This window comes from Mycobacterium sp. UM_CSW, assembly GCF_000455205.1.
Lineage (GTDB): Bacteria > Actinomycetota > Actinomycetes > Mycobacteriales > Mycobacteriaceae > Mycobacterium.
This window is the reverse complement of sequence record NZ_AUWQ01000036.1, coordinates 33,327-50,694: the sequence shown is the minus strand read 5'-3', so window position 1 is coordinate 50,694 and position 17,368 is coordinate 33,327. Positions and strand designations below refer to the sequence as shown.

12 protein-coding genes, 3 pseudogenes and 1 riboswitch are annotated in these 17,368 nt (G+C 68.5%); of the genes and pseudogenes, 7 read left to right on the top strand and 8 right to left on the bottom strand.

The genetic code is table 11. The features are described 5' to 3' along the window. Positions 1-37: 37 nt before the first annotated feature. Complete coding sequence (locus N415_RS14595; RefSeq protein ID WP_068182872.1) at positions 38-463, top strand: TIGR03668 family PPOX class F420-dependent oxidoreductase; 426 nt, start codon at positions 38-40, stop codon at positions 461-463. Between the two features lie 168 nt (positions 464-631). Then, positions 632-2,791 (top strand): elongation factor G-like protein EF-G2, encoded by a 2,160-nt coding sequence (locus tag N415_RS14590; protein WP_068182869.1) that lies wholly within the window; start codon positions 632-634, stop codon positions 2,789-2,791. A gap of 98 nt (positions 2,792-2,889) precedes the next feature. On the opposite strand, the gene N415_RS14585 is transcribed toward N415_RS14590, so the two are convergent. After that, a complete protein-coding gene (locus tag N415_RS14585) occupies positions 2,890-4,437 on the bottom strand; it encodes a FadD7 family fatty acid--CoA ligase (protein ID WP_152531390.1) in 1,548 nt (515 codons plus the stop codon). A 209-nt stretch (positions 4,438-4,646) separates the two neighbouring features. Here N415_RS14585 and oxc point away from each other — a divergent pair. Further along, positions 4,647-6,371: pseudogene (gene oxc / locus N415_RS14580) on the top strand (oxalyl-CoA decarboxylase); the annotation flags it as partial. Here the strand turns inward: oxc and N415_RS14575 are convergent. Next, the gene (locus N415_RS14575) at positions 6,355-7,296 is read right to left on the bottom strand and encodes a LysR family transcriptional regulator (protein ID WP_068182889.1); all 942 of its coding nucleotides are present in this window, start codon (positions 7,294-7,296) and stop codon (positions 6,355-6,357) included. The pseudogene oxc and the gene N415_RS14575 sit on opposite strands and share 17 nt — an antisense overlap. A 61-nt stretch (positions 7,297-7,357) precedes the next feature. Next, positions 7,358-7,962 (bottom strand): annotated as a pseudogene (locus tag N415_RS33375) (isochorismatase family cysteine hydrolase). A 115-nt stretch (positions 7,963-8,077) separates the two neighbouring features. On the opposite strand from N415_RS33375, the gene N415_RS14565 reads away from it, so the two are divergent. Then, positions 8,078-8,833 carry a L,D-transpeptidase gene (locus N415_RS14565; RefSeq protein ID WP_068182885.1) on the top strand — a complete coding sequence of 252 codons (756 nt, stop codon included), beginning with the start codon at positions 8,078-8,080 and terminating at the stop codon, positions 8,831-8,833. Positions 8,834-8,852: 19 nt separating this feature from the next. Further along, positions 8,853-9,056 (top strand): annotated as a pseudogene (locus N415_RS30725) (hypothetical protein); the annotation flags it as partial. 10 nt (positions 9,057-9,066) lie between these two features. Here the strand turns inward: N415_RS30725 and N415_RS14560 are convergent. After that, positions 9,067-9,675, bottom strand: a complete 609-nt coding sequence (locus N415_RS14560; RefSeq protein ID WP_068182861.1) for a hypothetical protein — start codon at positions 9,673-9,675, stop codon at positions 9,067-9,069. Between the two features lie 120 nt (positions 9,676-9,795). Between N415_RS14560 and N415_RS14555 the strand changes: the two genes are divergently transcribed. Next, the gene (locus tag N415_RS14555; RefSeq protein ID WP_068182859.1) at positions 9,796-10,734 is read left to right on the top strand and encodes an NADP-dependent oxidoreductase; all 939 of its coding nucleotides are present in this window, start codon (positions 9,796-9,798) and stop codon (positions 10,732-10,734) included. 1 nt (position 10,735) lies between these two features. Here N415_RS14555 and N415_RS14550 read toward each other — a convergent pair whose 3' ends face one another. Further along, positions 10,736-12,502 (bottom strand): NRAMP family divalent metal transporter, encoded by a 1,767-nt coding sequence (locus N415_RS14550; protein ID WP_068182856.1) that lies wholly within the window; start codon positions 12,500-12,502, stop codon positions 10,736-10,738. Between the two features lie 45 nt (positions 12,503-12,547). Beyond that, entirely contained in the window at positions 12,548-12,757 is a 210-nt protein-coding gene (locus N415_RS32255; protein ID WP_152531389.1) for a hypothetical protein, read from the bottom strand. A gap of 261 nt (positions 12,758-13,018) precedes the next feature. Beyond that, positions 13,019-13,190, bottom strand: a riboswitch (M-box (ykoK) riboswitch). A gap of 111 nt (positions 13,191-13,301) precedes the next feature. On the opposite strand from N415_RS32255, the gene N415_RS14545 reads away from it, so the two are divergent. Beyond that, positions 13,302-13,961, top strand: a complete 660-nt coding sequence (locus tag N415_RS14545) for a class I SAM-dependent methyltransferase (RefSeq protein WP_068182853.1) — start codon at positions 13,302-13,304, stop codon at positions 13,959-13,961. A gap of 4 nt (positions 13,962-13,965) precedes the next feature. Here the strand turns inward: N415_RS14545 and N415_RS14540 are convergent, their stop codons facing one another. Continuing rightward, positions 13,966-16,056, bottom strand: a complete 2,091-nt coding sequence (locus N415_RS14540; RefSeq protein WP_152531388.1) for an acyltransferase family protein — start codon at positions 16,054-16,056, stop codon at positions 13,966-13,968. 94 nt (positions 16,057-16,150) lie between these two features. Further along, positions 16,151-17,359: a DUF1214 domain-containing protein gene (locus tag N415_RS14535; RefSeq protein ID WP_068182847.1), complete on the bottom strand. Its 1,209-nt coding sequence runs from the start codon at positions 17,357-17,359 to the stop codon at positions 16,151-16,153. Positions 17,360-17,368: the final 9 nt, after the last annotated feature.

Below are 17,368 nucleotides of genomic sequence, written 5' to 3'. Positions count from 1 at the left end.
ATTCGGCCTAGCGCGGCGCCGGCCCTAATCTGAGGCGGTGGGCGAATTCGACCCGAAGGCCCGATTCACACAATCCCCGATAGCCCGCCTGGCCACCGCCGCGCCCGACGGCGCGCCACACCTGGTGCCGGTGGTCTTCGCGGTCGACGAGGCCGCCCTCGGCGGGCACGACGTCATCTACACGGCCGTCGACGCGAAACCCAAGACGACGCGACGGCTGCGGCGCCTGGCCAACATCGAAAGCAACCCACAGGTCAGCCTGCTCGTCGACCACTACGCCGACGACTGGGCGCGGTTGTGGTGGGTCCGCGCCGACGGTCTCGCCGCCATCCACACCTACGGCGCGGCGATGGACACCGGCTTGCGGCTGCTGCGCGCCAAATACCCCCAGTATCAATCGGTTTCGTTGGACGGCCCGGTCATCGCGGTCACGGTGCGGCGCTGGTCGGGCTGGCACGCCTGACCCGACGGCCGTCGGCATTGATTCGGCGGAACACACCACCCCCAATTGTGGCTGGCCGGTGGCCTTGTGTTGGGCGGCAGTTGGGGGAAAAGTTGCCTACAGGCGTCCTGTGGTCTGCACCACACCGCGCTGCAGGACGCCTCAGCGCTGCGGAACTGGAGGAAAGTCATGGCGGACAAGGCGAACACTTCCCTGGGCGTGGCGGCCGCTCCCACGGCGAACGGTCCGGGCGATGTTCGCAACGTGGTCCTGGTCGGGCCCTCCGGCGGCGGCAAGACCACCCTGGTCGAGGCGCTGCTGGTCGCCGCCGGCGTGCTGACCCGGCCGGGGTCGGTCACCGAGGGCAGCACCATCTGCGACTACGACGACGCCGAGATCCGGCAACAGCGCTCCGTCGGCGTCGCCGTGGCGTCCCTGTCGCACGGCGGCATCAAGATCAACCTGGTCGACACGCCCGGGTACGCCGACTTCGTCGGCGAGCTGCGCGCCGGGTTGCGCGCCGCGGACTGCGCGCTGTTCGTGATCGCCGCAAACGAGGGAGTCGACGAGCCGACCAAGTCGCTCTGGCAGGAGTGCAGCCAGGTCGGCATGCCACGCGCCGTGGTGGTCACCAAGCTCGACCACGCGCGGGCAAACTATTCCGAGGCGCTGGCCGCGGCGCAAAACGCGTTCGGCGACAAGGTGTTACCGCTCTATCTGCCGATCGGCTCACCGTCCTGCGAGGGCCTGATCGGCCTGCTGTCGCAGACGCGCTACCTGTATTCGGGAGGAAAACGCACCACGCAGCCGCCCGACCCCGCGGACGCCGACCGCATCGAGGAGGCGCGCGGCAGCCTGATCGAGGGCATCATCGAGGAGTCCGAGGACGAGTCCCTGATGGACCGCTATCTCGGCGGCGAATCGATCGACGAGTCGGTACTCATCGAGGACCTGGAAAAGGCCGTCGCCCGGGGCTCGTTCTTCCCCGTGATCCCGGTCTGCAGCGGCACCGGCGTCGGCACCCTCGAACTGCTGGAGGTCGCCACCCGCGGCTTCCCGTCCCCGATGGAACACCCGCTCCCGGAGGTCTTCACACCTAACGGCGCGACGCACGCAACGCTGGCCTGTGATGTCGACGCGCCCCTGCTCGCCGAGGTGGTGAAGACGACGTCGGACCCCTACGTCGGCCGGGTGAGCCTGGTCCGGGTGTTCTCCGGGACCATCAGGCCCGACACGACGGTTCATGTGTCGGGCCATTTTGCGTCGTTCTTCGGCGCTGCCAACGGGAACGGGCATTCGCACCCCGATCACGACGAGGACGAACGCATCGGCGTCCTGTCGTTCCCGCTCGGCAAGCAGCAGCGCCCCGCGGCCGCCGTGGTGGCCGGCGACATCTGCGCCATCGGCAAGCTGAGCCGCGCCGAGACCGGCGACACCCTCTCGGACAAGTCTGAGCCGCTGGTCCTGCGGCCGTGGACGATGCCCGAACCGCTGCTGCCGGTGGCCATTCAGGCGCACGCCAAGACTGACGAGGACAAACTGTCCGTGGGGCTGGGGCGCCTCGCCGCCGAAGATCCGACGCTGCGGATCGAACAGAACCAGGAAACGCACCAGATCGTGCTGTGGTGCATGGGCGAGGCCCACGCCGGCGTCGTCCTCGACGCGCTGGCCAACCGCTACGGCGTCACCGTGGACACGGTCGACCTGCGCGTACCGTTGCGAGAAACCTTCAGCGGCAAGGCAAAAGGACACGGCCGCCACATCAAGCAGTCCGGCGGGCACGGCCAGTACGCGGTGTGCGACATCGAGGTGGAACCGCTGCCCGAGGGATCCGGGTTCGAGTTCGTCGACAAGGTGGTCGGCGGCGCGGTGCCGCGCAACTTCATCCCGAGCGTGGAGAAGGGGGTGCGCGCGCAGATGGAAAAGGGCGTCCACGCGGGTTACCCCGTGGTCGACATCCGCGTCACCTTGTTCGACGGAAAGGCGCACAGCGTCGACTCCTCGGACTTCGCGTTTCAGGCGGCCGGCGCGCTGGCGTTGCGCGAGGCGGCGGCGGCGACCAAGGTGACCCTGCTCGAGCCGATCGACGAGATCTCGGTGCTGGTGCCCGACGATTTCGTCGGCGCGGTGATGGGCGACCTGTCGGGGCGTCGCGGGCGCGTGCTCGGCACCGAGGCCGCGGGGAACGAACGCACGCTGGTCAGGGCCGAGGTGCCTCAGGTCGAGCTGACGCGGTATGCGATCGACCTGCGTTCGCTGGCGCACGGGGCCGCGTCGTTCACCCGTTCTTTCGCCCGCTACGAACCCATGCCCGAGTCCGCGGCAGCCCGGGTGAAGACCACGGCGTGAGGCGTCGTCGGCGCAGGTAGTTTCGCCGAGATTGCGGCCCTGGTTGTGCTGGCGTCAAAATCGCGACCTTCACGGCAATCTCGGCGCGCCCCTCAGGGCTAGTTTCCGCGGCCGAATTGGTCGGCCACCGCGCGTCGGTCCAGCGAGCCCTTCGCGGTGTGCGGCAGGGCGGCGGCTTCAGCGAAGGTGGCGGGAATCTCGAAGGCCGCCAGCCGCTCGCGGCAGAACTCCGCCAGCTCGGCGGATGTCGGCGCGGGCGATTGCCGGGGCACGATCACCGCGGCCACTGCCTCCCCGTACATCTTGTCCGGCACGCCGAAGACGGCCACCTCGAGGACGTTGGGATGGGTGGCCAGGACGCCCTCGACGCGCTCCGGCGAAATCTTCTCGCCGCCGCGGTTGATGAGCTCCTTGATCCGGCCCCGGATCGTCAAATCGCCCGCGGCCGACAATGATCCCAGGTCGCCGGTGCGCAGCCATCCGTCGGTGAAGTTCGCGGCGGTGATCGCCGGGTCGCCGAGGTAGCCGCGCACCACGCTGGTGCCGCGCAGCCAGACCTCCCCGACCGACCCCACCGGCAGCGGCCGACCGTCCGGCCCCGCGATCCGGATTTCGGGCCCGGTGGACCGGCCCACGAGACCCGGTGTGGCGGCGGGGTTTTCGCTCTGTCCGGCGCCGGTCGTGGCCACCTGGTGGGTGGCCTCGGTCATGCCGAAGGCGCACACCACCGGCGCCGAAAACGTCTCCTGCAGCGCCTGGGCCGTCTCCGCGGTGAGCGGGGCGCTGCAGCTGCGGATGAAGCGCAGCGCGGCCGGCTTGTTGCTCGCCTGTTCGGTCTTGTTGCGCTCCAACAGGATCTGGTGAATCGTCGGGACGGCGGTGTACCAGGTGGCCCGGACGGCGTCGATGTCGTCCCAGAACGTGTGCGCGGAGAACCGCCCCCGCGCCGGCAGCAGCACCGTGCCCCCGGACGCCAGCGTCGACAGCAACGCGGCGATCAGCCCGTGACCGTGGTAGAGCGGCATCACCGCGACCGTCGCATCCTGCGGGCCCAGCTCGTAGCCGGCGATGATCGCCTGCACCGATGCGGCGATGTTCTCCTGCGTCCAGGGCACCATCTTCGGCACGCCCGTGGTTCCGCCGGTGAACATGATCATCGCGTCGTCCTCGGAGAGCCCCTGCGGCGTCGAAACGTTTTGCCCCGGCGGCGTCGCGGCGTCGAGATGCACCGCCGCCGCGCCGGCCTCGACGGTCACCGCGATCGGCCACCGCCGCAGCCCCGGCTCCCCCTCGTCGCCGGGGCCGACGCCGTCGACCAGCACCGCCCGCGCCCCGACCGCCTCGCTTCGGGTGCGCTGCTCGCCGGCGGGCAGGGCCGGGTCCAGCGGAACCACGACCAGCCCGGCGCGCGACGCCGCCAACAACCCGACGACGAACTCGGCGTTGCTGCCGGCACGGAGCGCGACCCGATCTCCCGCGGACAGCCCGCCCCGATTCAGTTGTCCGGCCAGGTCGTCGACCAGGCGAACCAGGTCGCGGTAGCTGACCGGGGTGCGCCCGGCGGTGACGACGAGCGCCGGCGCGTCCGGTCGCCGGCTCGCCGCCACCTCGACCAGATCGGCGACGCTGTGAGTGCCTGTCTTCATCGCCATGCCCCTTTCGGTAGATGGGAAAGCTCCTGCTCGAACCATGCCGCGCGACCGGTGTGTCCGTCCAATACCGATCCGCTCACTATCGATAACCGCCGACTATCGATAGACGGCGTGAATCGCTGCATAGCGGCTTAGTCTTGGACACCTGCGCGCACCGCGACGACAGTGATGACTAACCGCAGGTAGCTCACGAGGAGGTCGCCACCATGACAGGTTTGACCGACGGCTTTCACCTCGTCGTCGACGCTCTCAAGGCGAACGACGTCGACACCATCTATGGGATCGTCGGCATCCCGATCACCGACCTCGCCCGCACCGCCCAGGCATCGGGCATCCGCTACATCGGGTTCCGACAGGAGGCCTCGGCCGGCAACGCCGCCGCCGCCGCCGGGTTCCTCACCCGCCGCCCGGGCGTGTGCCTGACGACTTCGGGTCCGGGATTTCTCAACGCCCTACCCGCGCTGGCCAACGCCACCACGAACTGTTTCCCGATGATCCAGATCTCGGGTTCCAGCAATCGCGCGATGGTGGACCTGCAGCGCGGTGACTACCAGGACCTCGACCAGCTCGAGGCCGCAAGGCCTTTCGCCAAAGCCGCCTATCGGATCGGCCGGATCGAGGACATCGGGCGCGGCGTGGCGCGCGCGATTCGCACGGCGGTCTCCGGGCGGCCGGGCGGCGTCTACCTCGACATCCCCGCCGACGTTCTGGGTCAGGCCCTGGAGGCGTCCGCGGCGGCGGCGACCGTGTGGCGGGTTGTCGACCCGGCTCCGCGGCAGCTGCCGGCACCGGAATCGGTCGATCGCGCGCTGCAGGTGCTGCGGCGGGCGCGCCGACCGCTGATCGTCCTCGGCAAGGGCGCCGCATACGCCCAGGCCGACGACGCGATCCGGAAGTTCGTAGAGGACACCGGGATTCCGTTCCTGCCGATGTCGATGGCCAAAGGGCTGCTGCCCGACTCGCACCCGCAGTCGGCGGCGGCTGCGCGTTCGCTGGCGATCGCGCGCGCCGACGCCGTCTTGCTGGTCGGCGCCCGGCTGAATTGGCTGCTCGGCCACGGGGAGTCGCCGCAATGGTCCCGCGACGCCAAGTTCGTCCAGATCGACATCGCGGCTTCGGAATTCGACAGCAACCGGCCGATCGAGGCGCCGCTGACCGGTGATATCGGCTCGGTGATGTCGGCCCTGTGCGACGCGGTCGCCGCAGATCCCGTCGTCGCGCCCACCGACTGGGTCGACGAGCTGGCCGAGCGCAAAGCCCGCAACGAGGCAAAGATGGTTCAGCGACTCGCCGAAGACCCGCATCCTATGCGGTTTTACAACGCGCTGGGCGCCATTCGCTCTGTGCTGCAGGAAAACCCGAGGGCCTATGTGGTCAACGAGGGCGCCAACGCGCTGGACCTGGCCCGCAACGTCATCGACATGGAGGCGCCGCGGCACCGGCTCGACACCGGCACGTGGGGGGTGATGGGCATCGGCATGGGATACGCCATCGCCGCGGCGGTGGAGACCGGCGACCCCGTCGTCGCGATCGAGGGCGACAGCGCGTTCGGGTTTTCCGGGATGGAGGTCGAGACGATCTGCCGCTACCGGCTGCCGGTGACCGTCGTCATCCTCAACAATGGCGGCGTCTACCGCGGCGACGAGGCGCCGGCCGGCTCGGCCGCAACGGGGCCGGATCCCGCGCCGACCGTGCTGAACGGGCGGGCGCGTCACGAGCTGATCGCAGAGGCCTTCGGCGGCAAGGGATATCACGTCACCACCCCAGCCGGGCTGCGCGCGGCGCTGGCCGAGGCGATCGCCGGCAAGGGGCCGTCGGTCATCGACTGCGAACTCGACCCGACGGCCGGCGTGGAAAGCGGGCATCTGGCAAGCCTGAACCCGAGCAGCGCGGCCACATCGCCGGCGGTGGTCAGCGCCGGCGCGTGATGCCCAACAGTTGCGCGTCGAAGAACTCGCCCAGCTGCAACTGTTGCGCGGACGCGGTGAGCGCACGCGCGACCGGTGAGCCCGGCCCGGAAGCGTTGGTGGCCAGCGCGATCTCGGCCTTGAGCACCGGCTCGACCATCTCGACCGCGCGGATGTCTCGGGTTTCCGTACCCAGCTGGGACGTCCACAGCCAGGTATGCGGGACGATGCAGGCCCAGTTGCCGGTGGCCACCTGCGCCAATAGCGAAGCGACGGAGTCGGTTTCGACCTGCGGGGTAACGGTGATCCCCTGGCCGGCGAAGGCTTCGTCGATGATCTGGCGATCCCGCATGTCGGCGGTGAGCAGCGCCAGCGGCAGCTGCGCCGCCTCGGGCCACGTCAGCGTCGACGCCCCGGCGGGCAGCATGCTGGCCGTCGAGAGCAGCACATAGTGCTCCTCGTAGAGCGGCACCAGGTTTACGTCGTGGGCGTCGTCGGTGGCGGAGTGCACTATTGCGGCGTCCAAGTCGAACTCGCGCAGGCGCCGGTACAGCTCGGTGGCGGCCAGCCGGGACAGGATCTGCACCTTCGCCAGCGGATGCGCCGAACAGAACGCCGAGAGAACTAGGGACGCCGTCGTCGAGGCGGTGGGCACCGTGCCCAGCCGAAGCGTTCCCGAGATGCCGGACCGGACGGCGTGCACCTCGGCCTTGAACGCGTCGTGTTCGGCGAGAATCCGTTTGGCCCACACGACCAATCGCTCACCCTCGGGCGTGAGGCCCTCGAAGCTGTGGCCACGGTTGATCAGCGTGACGTTGAGCTCGCGTTCGAGCTTGCCGATCGCGGCGGACAGCGCGGGTTGCGACACGTAGCACTTCTCGGCCGCCCTGGCGAAGTGGCGCTCCTGGGCGACCGCAACGAAGTACTCCAGTTGACGGAAAAGCACCCGCACTCCTCGGTATGACGCGCTCGGTGTTCGGGCGCCGACCTCCGCTGAGGCTAACGCGTCACCCGCGCGCCAGCCAAGCGAGTGTCTCTGACAACCCCACGACATCCACCCCGATGGCGCGGCATTCGTCTGCACCCCTCTCGTAGAGGCCCGAGATCGCATCGGACACCAGGACGATCCGGAAGTCGCGTTCGGACGCCTCGTAGATCGACGTGCGATGACAGTTTGGGAAGTTGCATCCCGCGAAAACCAATGTGTTGCTGCCACTTTCACGCAGGTGACGCTCGAGGGCGGTGCCGTAGAACGCGCCCCACCTCGGCTTGCACATCACGTGCTCGGCGGCTCCGATCTGTTGGAAACCACCGGACAGCAGCAATTCGTGGTCCAGCTCAACGACATTGGGCAACAGTTCGGCGGCGATCTGCGAGCCGTAGCAGCCCGCTTTCGCGGAAGGCGGTCGCCAGCTTTGCCATTGCCGGGATCGCCGCATAGGTGCCCGCGACCGGCATCGGCGTGTCTCCGTCCGGCATGTCTAGAAAGTCGCGCTGTACATCGATCAGTACCAGCGCCGCCGAAGGCGCCAACGGCCGCGTATAGCGATCCTTTGCTGTCATGCCCGCTCCTCACCTGCCCCCCGTGACGGGATCGGACCCAACCGGTGATCCGCTCGCTGTTGTGACGAGTGGGCGAAGCTGGAATTGTTTGCTGAAAACCGTAATGGGTAGACAGCCAGTAGAATATCGTGGTGTTTACTGCACAATCGCAAAGGGTGGGCGCCATGCGTCGAGCGGTTCGTTATCTATTCGTTATGGTGGCGTGCACGGCCATTGGCGTGTTGGGGAGCGGCGCCCGCAGCGTGGCCGCGGTCCCGGTGCCCGATCCCGTGCCCGTAGTCGCGTCGGTTGCGCCGGCCGACGGCGCGGTGGTGGGCGTGGCGCACCCGGTCGTGGTGAAGTTCACCGCACCCGTCGCCGATCGCGCCGCGGCCGAACGGTCGATTCGTGTCACATCGCCGAGCGGCATGCCGGGGCATTTCGAGTGGGTCGAAAATAACGTCGTGCAGTGGGTTCCGAATCAGTACTGGCCCGCCCACACCCACGTCTCGGTGGGTGTGCAGGCCCTGACGACGGGCTTTGAAACCGGTGATGCGCTCCTCGGTGTTGCCAGCATCTCCGAGCACACATTCACCGTCAGCCGAAACGGAGAGGTGCTTCGGACGATGCCGGCGTCGATGGGCAAGCCCTCCCGTCCCACGCCGATCGGCAGCTTCACCGCCCTGGAGAAGGACCGCACCGTGCGGATGGACTCGCGGACCATCGGCATCCCGCTGAGTTCGCCCGAGGGATACGACATCATCGCTTCGTACGCGGTGCGGATCACCAACAGCGGCGTGTACGTGCACTCGGCCCCGTGGTCGGTTGACTCGCAGGGCCACGCCAACGTCAGTCACGGATGCATCAATCTGAGCCCGGACAATGCGGCGTGGTATTTCAACCAGGTGAGCGTCGGCGATCCCGTCCAGGTCGTGGCCTGACCCCTCGCGGACCCTGGCAAGGGCCTCGCCGGACAAGCAGCGCCGGCATTCCGTGCTTCCCTTGCTCGACGCCTACCGGAAGCCGGAGAAACCGCTGCGCGGTGCGCCGGCGCCGATGGACGTCTTCCGGGCGGCGGTGCAGGAGGCCAAGATCGGTGGGGACAAAGACATTTCGTACCTATCGGCGGCCCTGATCGACAAGTCCGTGTCGGACCTGCGCTGAGTGGCCCAGGCTAGCTGGGCAACCCGCTCTTGACCGCCGCGTCCTGCTTGCGGCCGACATCGGTCGCGACGCCCGGGTCGATGGGATCGTTGGGCGCGCTGTCGAATTCGAGGTTGACGAGTGCCTTGCCCTCGTTGAAGAGCAGCACCGTGATGGCCTGGGAATTGCCCGGAGCGGTGCCGGAGATCATCGCGCCGTTGGAGCCGATATCGATCGGCTGCCACGTTCCGCTGACCTTGCCCGCGTAGTTGGCCTTCGTGTTCTCGACTCCCGCCGCCGCCACCTTCGGATCGGCGACGATCAGGATCGTGTCACCGATCCGGCGGCTGTTGTCGGCATTGGCGAAGAGTTGCGCGACGCCCGCGGCGTTGTTCGGGTTGAGCACCGGCGGCTGGGGAGTCGTGAAGTCGCCGCCGATGTCGCTGGCCTTGATCAGCAAGTTGCTGTAATCGGTCTGCTGTCCGGGCGACGGGCTCGTCACCGCGCTCGAACTGGTCGCGCCAGTGCCCGGTATCGATGTGGAGGGCGAACTGTGGTGGTAGTCACCACAGCCGGAGGTTGCGGCGCCGACTACCCCGGCGACCGCCCAGCCGGCGACGGTAATCCGAGCGAGCTCCATGGGGTTCCCTCCCTGTCCAGTCCGCGGCGCCTGACGCTACTGCGAAATGCGGGCAGGAACAAGAGCAGGCCAGGCCTATGCTGGCGGGGGCGAGGCCTATTCGCGGCATAAGGGGGAAAGATGACGGCAGGAACGGCGCGAGCCGTGCGGTTCGACCGTTATGGGGACCGCGAGGTCCTCTACGTGGCGGACGTGGACATGCCGTCGCCCGGCCCGGACGAGGTGGTGGTCGAGGTTCGCGCCGCCGGGATCAATCCCGGTGAGGCCGCCATCCGAAGCGGTGCGATGCATGACATGTTCCCCGCCACCTTTCCGTCCGGCGAGGGCAGCGACCTTGCCGGGGTGGTGACCGCCGTGGGCCCGGGAGTGACGGCGTTTTCCGTCGGCGACGAAGTCCTGGGGTTCAGCTTCCGCCGCTCCAGCCACGCCACGCATACCGCCGTCCCGGTTGGTCAACTGATTCGAAAGCCTCCCGAATTGAGTTGGGAGGTCGCGGGTTCGCTGTACGTGGCCGGTGTGACGGCCTACGCCGCCGTTCGCGCCGTCGACCCCAAACCGGGCGACACGGTCGCCGTTTCGGCGGCGGCGGGAGGGGTCGGCAGCCTGGTCGTGCAGCTGTTGGTCCTGCGCAAGGCGGTGGTGCTCGGTATCGCCGGGCCGGGCAACGCCGACTGGCTGCGCGCCCACGGCGTCACCCCGATCGAGTACGGCGACGGCTTGGCCGACCGGCTGCGAGAGGCGGCGCCCGGCGGGATCGACGCGTTCATCGATCTGTTCGGCCCCGACTACGTCCAGCTCGCCGTGGATCTCGGCGTCGCGCCCGATCGGATCGAGACCATCATTTCGTTCCAGAAGGCCGGCCAGGTCGGCGCCAAGACCGAGGGCAGTGTGGACGCGTCGACGCCGGAAGTGCTCGCCGAGATGGCCAACCTGATCGCTACCGGCACCATCGATTTCGAGATCGCCAGCAGCTACCCGCTGGACCGCGTCGCCGACGCCTTCGAGGAACTCGAAAAGCGGCACACCCGCGGCAAAATCGTGCTGCTGCCCAACGATTAACTCACAGCGACGTGGCCGGCCCGATTATGCCGGCCTGCACGATCTTGATGATCACAAACACGACGGCCACGACCAGATAGCCCCGCAGGGTCAACAGCCCGGCCCGCCGGATCGGCGACATGGCCGGCCGGTCCAGCATGGCGATGTCGGGAGTCTGCCAGTGCGCCCGGTCCTGCCGGCGCACAGCCCGCCGCTCGGCGCGCGTAAGGAGCGGCGCGTCGTCGAGTTCGTCCACCTCTTCGGGATCCAGGCCACCGCCGAGCGTCCCCGCGACGGCTTCCGCGTCCCGCCGGTCCCGGTGCCGCCGGCCGGTGACGATCGCGACGGCCCCGCCCACGATCCCGATCGTCGCGCCGACCGCGAGACCGGCCTCGATAGTGCCCGTGGACAGGCCCGGGAAGAAGGTCGTCGCCGTCAGCGCGAGCGACAAGACCACCAGACACCACACGACGGCCCACGCGATGATGTTCTGCCGCACCGTGTTTACCCACGGCCCGAGCACCGCCCGGTCGTTGCAGAGCAGGACCAGGAACACCGTCGCCGAGGGCAGCAGGACGCCCGCGAGGGCCTGCACGCCCTGGGTCACCAGGCCCAGGACGTGGTCCGGGCTGAACGCGACCGCGGCGGACACCGCCAGCAACACGGCGTACCCGCCGTAAAACAGCGGAGCCTCGCTGACCTTCCAATGCAGCGAGTGCCGCTTGCCCAACGCGTCACCGACGGCATACGTGGTGGCCAGCCCGATCGCGTTGGCGCCGATCAAGGACGCGTCCAGCAGGATGATCGCGAACAGCGCACCCACCGTCCCGCCGAGGTGCCGGGCCAGGCCGGCGGCCACCGCACCCGCGTCGGTGAAGCCGCCGAAATCGGCGGTGCCGGCCAACCCGAACGCGGTCACCGCCATCAGGGCCGTCGCGCCGACCATGACGACGACGATCCCGATGATCAGATCGGCTCGGGCATAAGCGATCCAGCGGGTCGTGATGCGCTTGTCCACCACATTGGACTGCTGAAAGAACAGCTGCCACGGCGCGACCGTCGTGCCCACGATCGCGATGACGAGCAGCAGCACGGTCGAGTTGAGCCCGCCCGGGAATTGCGGCACCAGCCCGCCCACGGTTCCTTTCAGCGTGGGATGCGCCAACAGCACCATGGGAATGATGAGCACATTCACCGCGATCAGCAGGAACATCAGGCCCTCCCAGCGGCGGAACGAGCCCCCGGCCACCACGGCGAACAACAACACCGCGGCGGCCGGGATCGCGATCGCCTTGGGGCAGCCCAAGAACCCCAGTGCCAGTGATACTCCGATGAATTCGGTGACGATCGTCAACGCGTTGAGGATCAGCAGATCACCGACGCTGAAGGCGCCCCAGAACTTGCCGAAGCGCTCGAAGATCAGTCGCGCGTGGCCGACCCGGGTGACCGCGCCCAGCCGCAGCACCATCTCCTGATTCACGTACAGCACCGGGATCAGCATCGCCAGCGTCCACAGCAGCCGCATCCCGTAGTTCTGCCCCGCCTGGGCATAGGTCGCGACGCCGCCGGCATCGTTGTCGCCCACCATCACGATCAGTCCGGGGCCGGTGATGACGAGCAGCGTCCGCAGCCGCCGCCACCGGCCGCCGGTGCCTGGGTGCGCCGCGTCCCGGTGGATGCGGCCGAACGCGCCGACGATGTCGCCGGCGTGCGCCGAATCCAGCACGGCTTGGCCTGGCGCCCCGGACGTACTCATGCCGCCGCGGGGCTCGGTCGAGATCGACGTCATCGAATCCTCGTTATCTCCGAACAGGTTCGGGCTCGGGCTAGCGAATCACCGCCGGTTGCTGTCCGGCGGATGCCCGCCGAGCGAGGCCGAGATGACCGCGATCGGCATGCGCGAGACATAGAGGTTGGCCCGCTCCTGGGGAGTCAGCGTGCTGCGCGCGTGCAGCTTGCCGACCAAGAGTCGGCCGATTCGCAGCATCGACCGGCCGCGTCCCCGCTGCGGACCGGTAAGGCGTTGTGCAACAACAAAAGCCATGATCGTCTCCTGTCGGGAGGTCCGATCGGCTCCTGGCATGGCCGTAGGCGCCCGCAATGCGCTTGCTGCGCAGCGGTATAGGGCACCCGAACAAATCAGGCGGCGAAAAGAATGCCGGAACCGGATCGGGACAAGACGGAATTGGGATACGGACTGTCGCCGGGACTCATCTCGCCCTCACCTCCTCACGGCCGGGACACACGCGGGTGTCGTCACATTCACCTGAACGGAAGAGGCGAAATGACCGGCGGAAAACCACCGGTCGCACCCCTCTCGTCGGAGCTTCGGCACTGCACGGCGTATCCGAAGGTTCCGGAAGCCACTTGGGCTCAACCCTTGGGTCCGGGAAGAGCTGTCCTGACCCGGGGCGTCTCTCGACGTTCGGGGTCAGTGGCCTGTATCCGTGCAGACGCCTCACCTACCGAGGTGCTTGCCCGTCCATCTTGCACCGCGACCCAATGGGCGTCAAATTACTTGACGCAACCATCCCGTTGGTTTCTGTTAACCCACGGACCCATCGACCGTCCCGACTACGCTCGAAACCATGGCTAATACTTTGCAGGCGCCCAAGGTCGCGACGGTGCTCGACCGGATGTACACCGAAACGAAAAATCAAATGTCGCGGTTGCGGGAAAGGATCGGCGATTTCGACCGGCCGATGAGCGCGCAGGAGCGCGCCGACGCGATGAGCGAGTTTTACATCCCGGTGACACCGGAATCCGGCCGCCTGCTCTACGCGCTGGTGCGGGCGACCCGGCCGGCCACGGTCGTCGAGTTCGGCATGTCCTTCGGAATCTCCGCGGTTCACCTGGCCGCGGCGGTGCGCGACAACGGCACCGGCCGGGTGGTGACCACCGAGCTCAGCGCCAGCAAGATCGCCGCCGCCAAGCAGACGTTCGCCGAGACCGGCCTCGACGACGTGATCACCATTCTCGAGGGAGACGCGCTGACCACACTGGACAAGCTCGACGGTTCGGTCGATTTCGTCCTGCTCGACGGGTGGAAGGACCTCTACCTCCCGGTGATCGAGCTACTCGAACCGCGCCTCTCGACCGGCGCGCTGATCGTCGCCGACAACGCCAGCGCCGCGGACACCCAGCCCTACCTCGACCGGGTGCGGGACCCGGACAACGGCTACGTCAGCTTCAACTTCCTGGTCCGGGAAAGCGACAGCATGGAAATCAGCTGCCGCACCGGCGATTAGGCGCCTAGCGCAGGGATTCCTCGAGCCAGGGCGTCAGCCATTTCACCCCTTCGGGGGTGAGGTGGACGCCGTCGCTGCGCACCTTGATGCCGTCGACCTTGGTCGTGTAAACGCCGTCCGGGCACAGCTTCTTGTTGAGGTCGAGGATTTGGACGCCGGTGTGCTGGGCGACCGTCTTGCGCAGCATGGCATTCCAGAGGTTGACCCGGTCGGGCTGATCCTCCGGATACAGCCGGCCGTCCGGCTTCTCACCGCCCCGGCTGTAGGGCACGGTCGCCACCACCACACGAACACCGTTGGCGCTCAGGATGTTCAGCGCTCGCTGCAACTCGCCGTTGAGGTAGGCGTCGAAGGTCGGATCGCCGATATGCGTCCATTGCCCCTCGTTGACCCGATCGACCGTCTCCCAGCGGCCGATGATCAACAGCGCGACGTCGGGCTGATCCTGGCCGAGCTGCGCCGACCACCTGATGGGCCAGCCGTCGCATTCGGGCCGCTGCTCAAGGGTTTGGCCGATGTACCGATAGGGCGTGCCGCGCACCAGGCTGCAGCCGATGACGGTGTGGTCGAGGAACGCGAAGCCGGGCGTCGGCGGCAGGTAGTGCATCCAGGTCCACCCGATCGAGTCGCCGAACACCGAAACGGTGAAGGGCCGGTGGGGATCGCGGGGCGCGGGGCGGCCACCGCCCGGCGGGGACGGCGAGACCGCGGCCACCGCCGAGACCCCCGGGGGCAGGCCCTCGCGCAGGCCGGGCCCGGTGCCCACCGGGACCACCAACAGCGTCACCGCGGCGGCGCTGGCCACGGTCGCCGCCGCGAGCGGCAGCAGCGGCACCCGCGCCGGCCGCCACCGGCGGATCGGTTGTTCGATCAGCCACCAGGACGCCGCGGCGACCACCACTGTGGCGGCGCACCGCGCGCCGAACAGCGGCAGGCCGGACCATCCGGTGCGTTCACCGTTGAGGGCCAAAAAGATTGGCCAGTGCCACAGGTACACGCCGTAGGAGATGGTGCCCAGCCACACCAGCGGACGCAGGGCCAGGATGCGGGCGATGGCGCCGCGCTGCTCCATCGCCACCGGGGCGACCACGAGGACGGACGCGACCGCGACCCCGATCAGCAGGCCGTGGCGAAACTCACCGGCGCGGCCCGACGCGAAGTGGGTGGCCGCCGCCAGCCCGGCCACGCCGAGCAGCGGCAGGAAGCGGGCGACCCGCCGGCCCCACCGGCTGCGGATCAGGCACCAGCCGCGGTTCATCGACGGCCAATCCCGCACCAGCAGTGCCGCCGCGGCGGCGCCGGTGAGCAACGCCTCCGCACGGGTGTCGGTGCCGAAATAGATTCGGTCCCTCGTCGAATCGGAGGCCAGGACGATGGCGACGGCCGCCGAAGCCAGCGCGCCGGTGGTGGCGATCAGGAAGGTGGCGAACCGCACCCCGCCGACGGTGGCCCGCCGGAAGTAGCGCCGGGCCCGCGCGGCCAGCAGCAGGGTCACCGCGATGAGCAGGACCGGCCAGATGAAGTAGTACTGCTCCTCCACCCCGAGCGACCAGGTGTGCTGCAGCGGCGACGGCGGGGCGCCCTGGGTGAAGTAGTCCGTGTTTTGCGCCACGAACCGCCAGTTCGCCACCCACAGGAACGCGGCGATCGCGTCGTCGCGTAATCCGGTGAGCGACTGGCTCGGCAGGAGCTCGCGGGCCGCGCCCACGGTGAGCACCATCAGCACCAGGGCAGGCAGCAGCCGTCGTGCCCGTCGAATCCAGAAGCCGGTCAGCTCAATTCGGCCGGTGCGCTGGAGCTCGTCGAGCAGCAGAGAGGTGATCAGGAATCCGCTGAGCACAAAGAATATGTCGACGCCGATGAACCCGCCCGCGACACCGGGGATGCCGCCGTGCCCGACGAGCACCAGCGTGACCGCGATCGCGCGAAGCCCGTCCAGCGCCGGAATGCCGCTGCGCCGTTCGGGTTGGTCCCAGATCGCGATCCGGCCGGCGCGGCGCACCGGGGCGACCCATCGCGGCCGACGAGCAGAACGCGCCGGTGCGGGGTTCCTCCCGCCCGGTTCAGTATCCGCCGTTAACGCGCCCTGGCCCATGCCGATACGTCGCTGCCCCTCCTCGTGATCGCAGCCAGCCTAGTTGTGCGGGAGCCCGGATAGCCGGAAAGACACGCGCGTCCGGGGGGGCGCATCAGAGGGGGAATCGGTTACGGATCCCGTTGAAGCGCTCCCACATCAACGCGGTGCGTTCGGCGCTGGTGACACGCGCGGTTTCCGGCGGTAACGCGCGCGGGAGGTCGGCGTGTTTGACGAGCCGGGTCGTCAGCGTCGCGGGCTGACCCGCGAGCATGTGCCGGTAAGTGAGGTTGCCGCGCTCGAATCCCTGGGTGTCGATCCAGTTGTGCAGGCCCGGGTCCCGGTGGGCCAGAATCAGTCTGACTTTGCCGTCGTCGTCGACCGATGCGCGGCTCGGGGTGTAGCTCACCGGTCGGTAGAGGAAGTCCATGCTGGTGAAGTAGGCCCCCATGTTGGTGATCATCCACAATCCCTGGTGGGCGTCGAACTCGACGATGAGGGCGTCGTCGGGGCCCAGTTCCCAATACATGTTGGCGGCGGCCCGGCCGCGCTTGGCGTCCGCATCCGACGCGTCCGGGCGAGGGAACTGGTTCGGATGTTCACCGTCGACGCCGCCGTGGGTGAACGGGAACTCGGGCCAGTCGCTCATCAGCCCGGTGACGAAATCACCCGCCCAGCGCATGGCCGCGACCATGGTGTCGGGGCTGGGCAGCGGCTTCGGCGAGGTCATGTCGACGCGCTCGATCCGCATCCGGGCGGGACGCTCGTCCCAGCGGTCGAAGCCCTGGCGGATGAACAGCTTGCGCGACTGCGCGGTGGTCGGCAGCCAATTCGGGCCGCGCTCGGGGCCGCCGATATACAGCTCGAAGGTGCCGTCCGGCTCGACTCGGAGCTGGTGGCCGAGCAGGTTGACCTCCGGCACGTCGCCGAACGGCTCGTGCAGGACGTGCGGGCCGTCCGGGCGCGCCCCCTGCACGGTGATGTTGAAAAAGGGTGCGGTGCCGCGGGTTCCGGTGATCCGGTATGTCGATTCGCCGTCGATCCAGGCCTGCTGGTAGGTGAAATCGGCGCAGTCCCCGCCCAGTTTCCGGGTCGGGTTGCAGAAGGCGTGTAGCGCCGGATAGCGGGTGTCGCGGGTTTCCAGGGCCAGATCGAACGCCTGCCCCAGGTTCTGGGTGAGGAAGCGAAACGCGTCGGCACGCTGCACGCCGGAGGTCGCGTTGAAGTCTTTGAACGCCTGCTTGCCGGCGGCCTTCAATCGCTCGCAGAATTCGTCCCACGCGCGGTCGAGTGCCGCGTCGTCCGCCCCGTCACCGAAAGCCACCGCACCCCT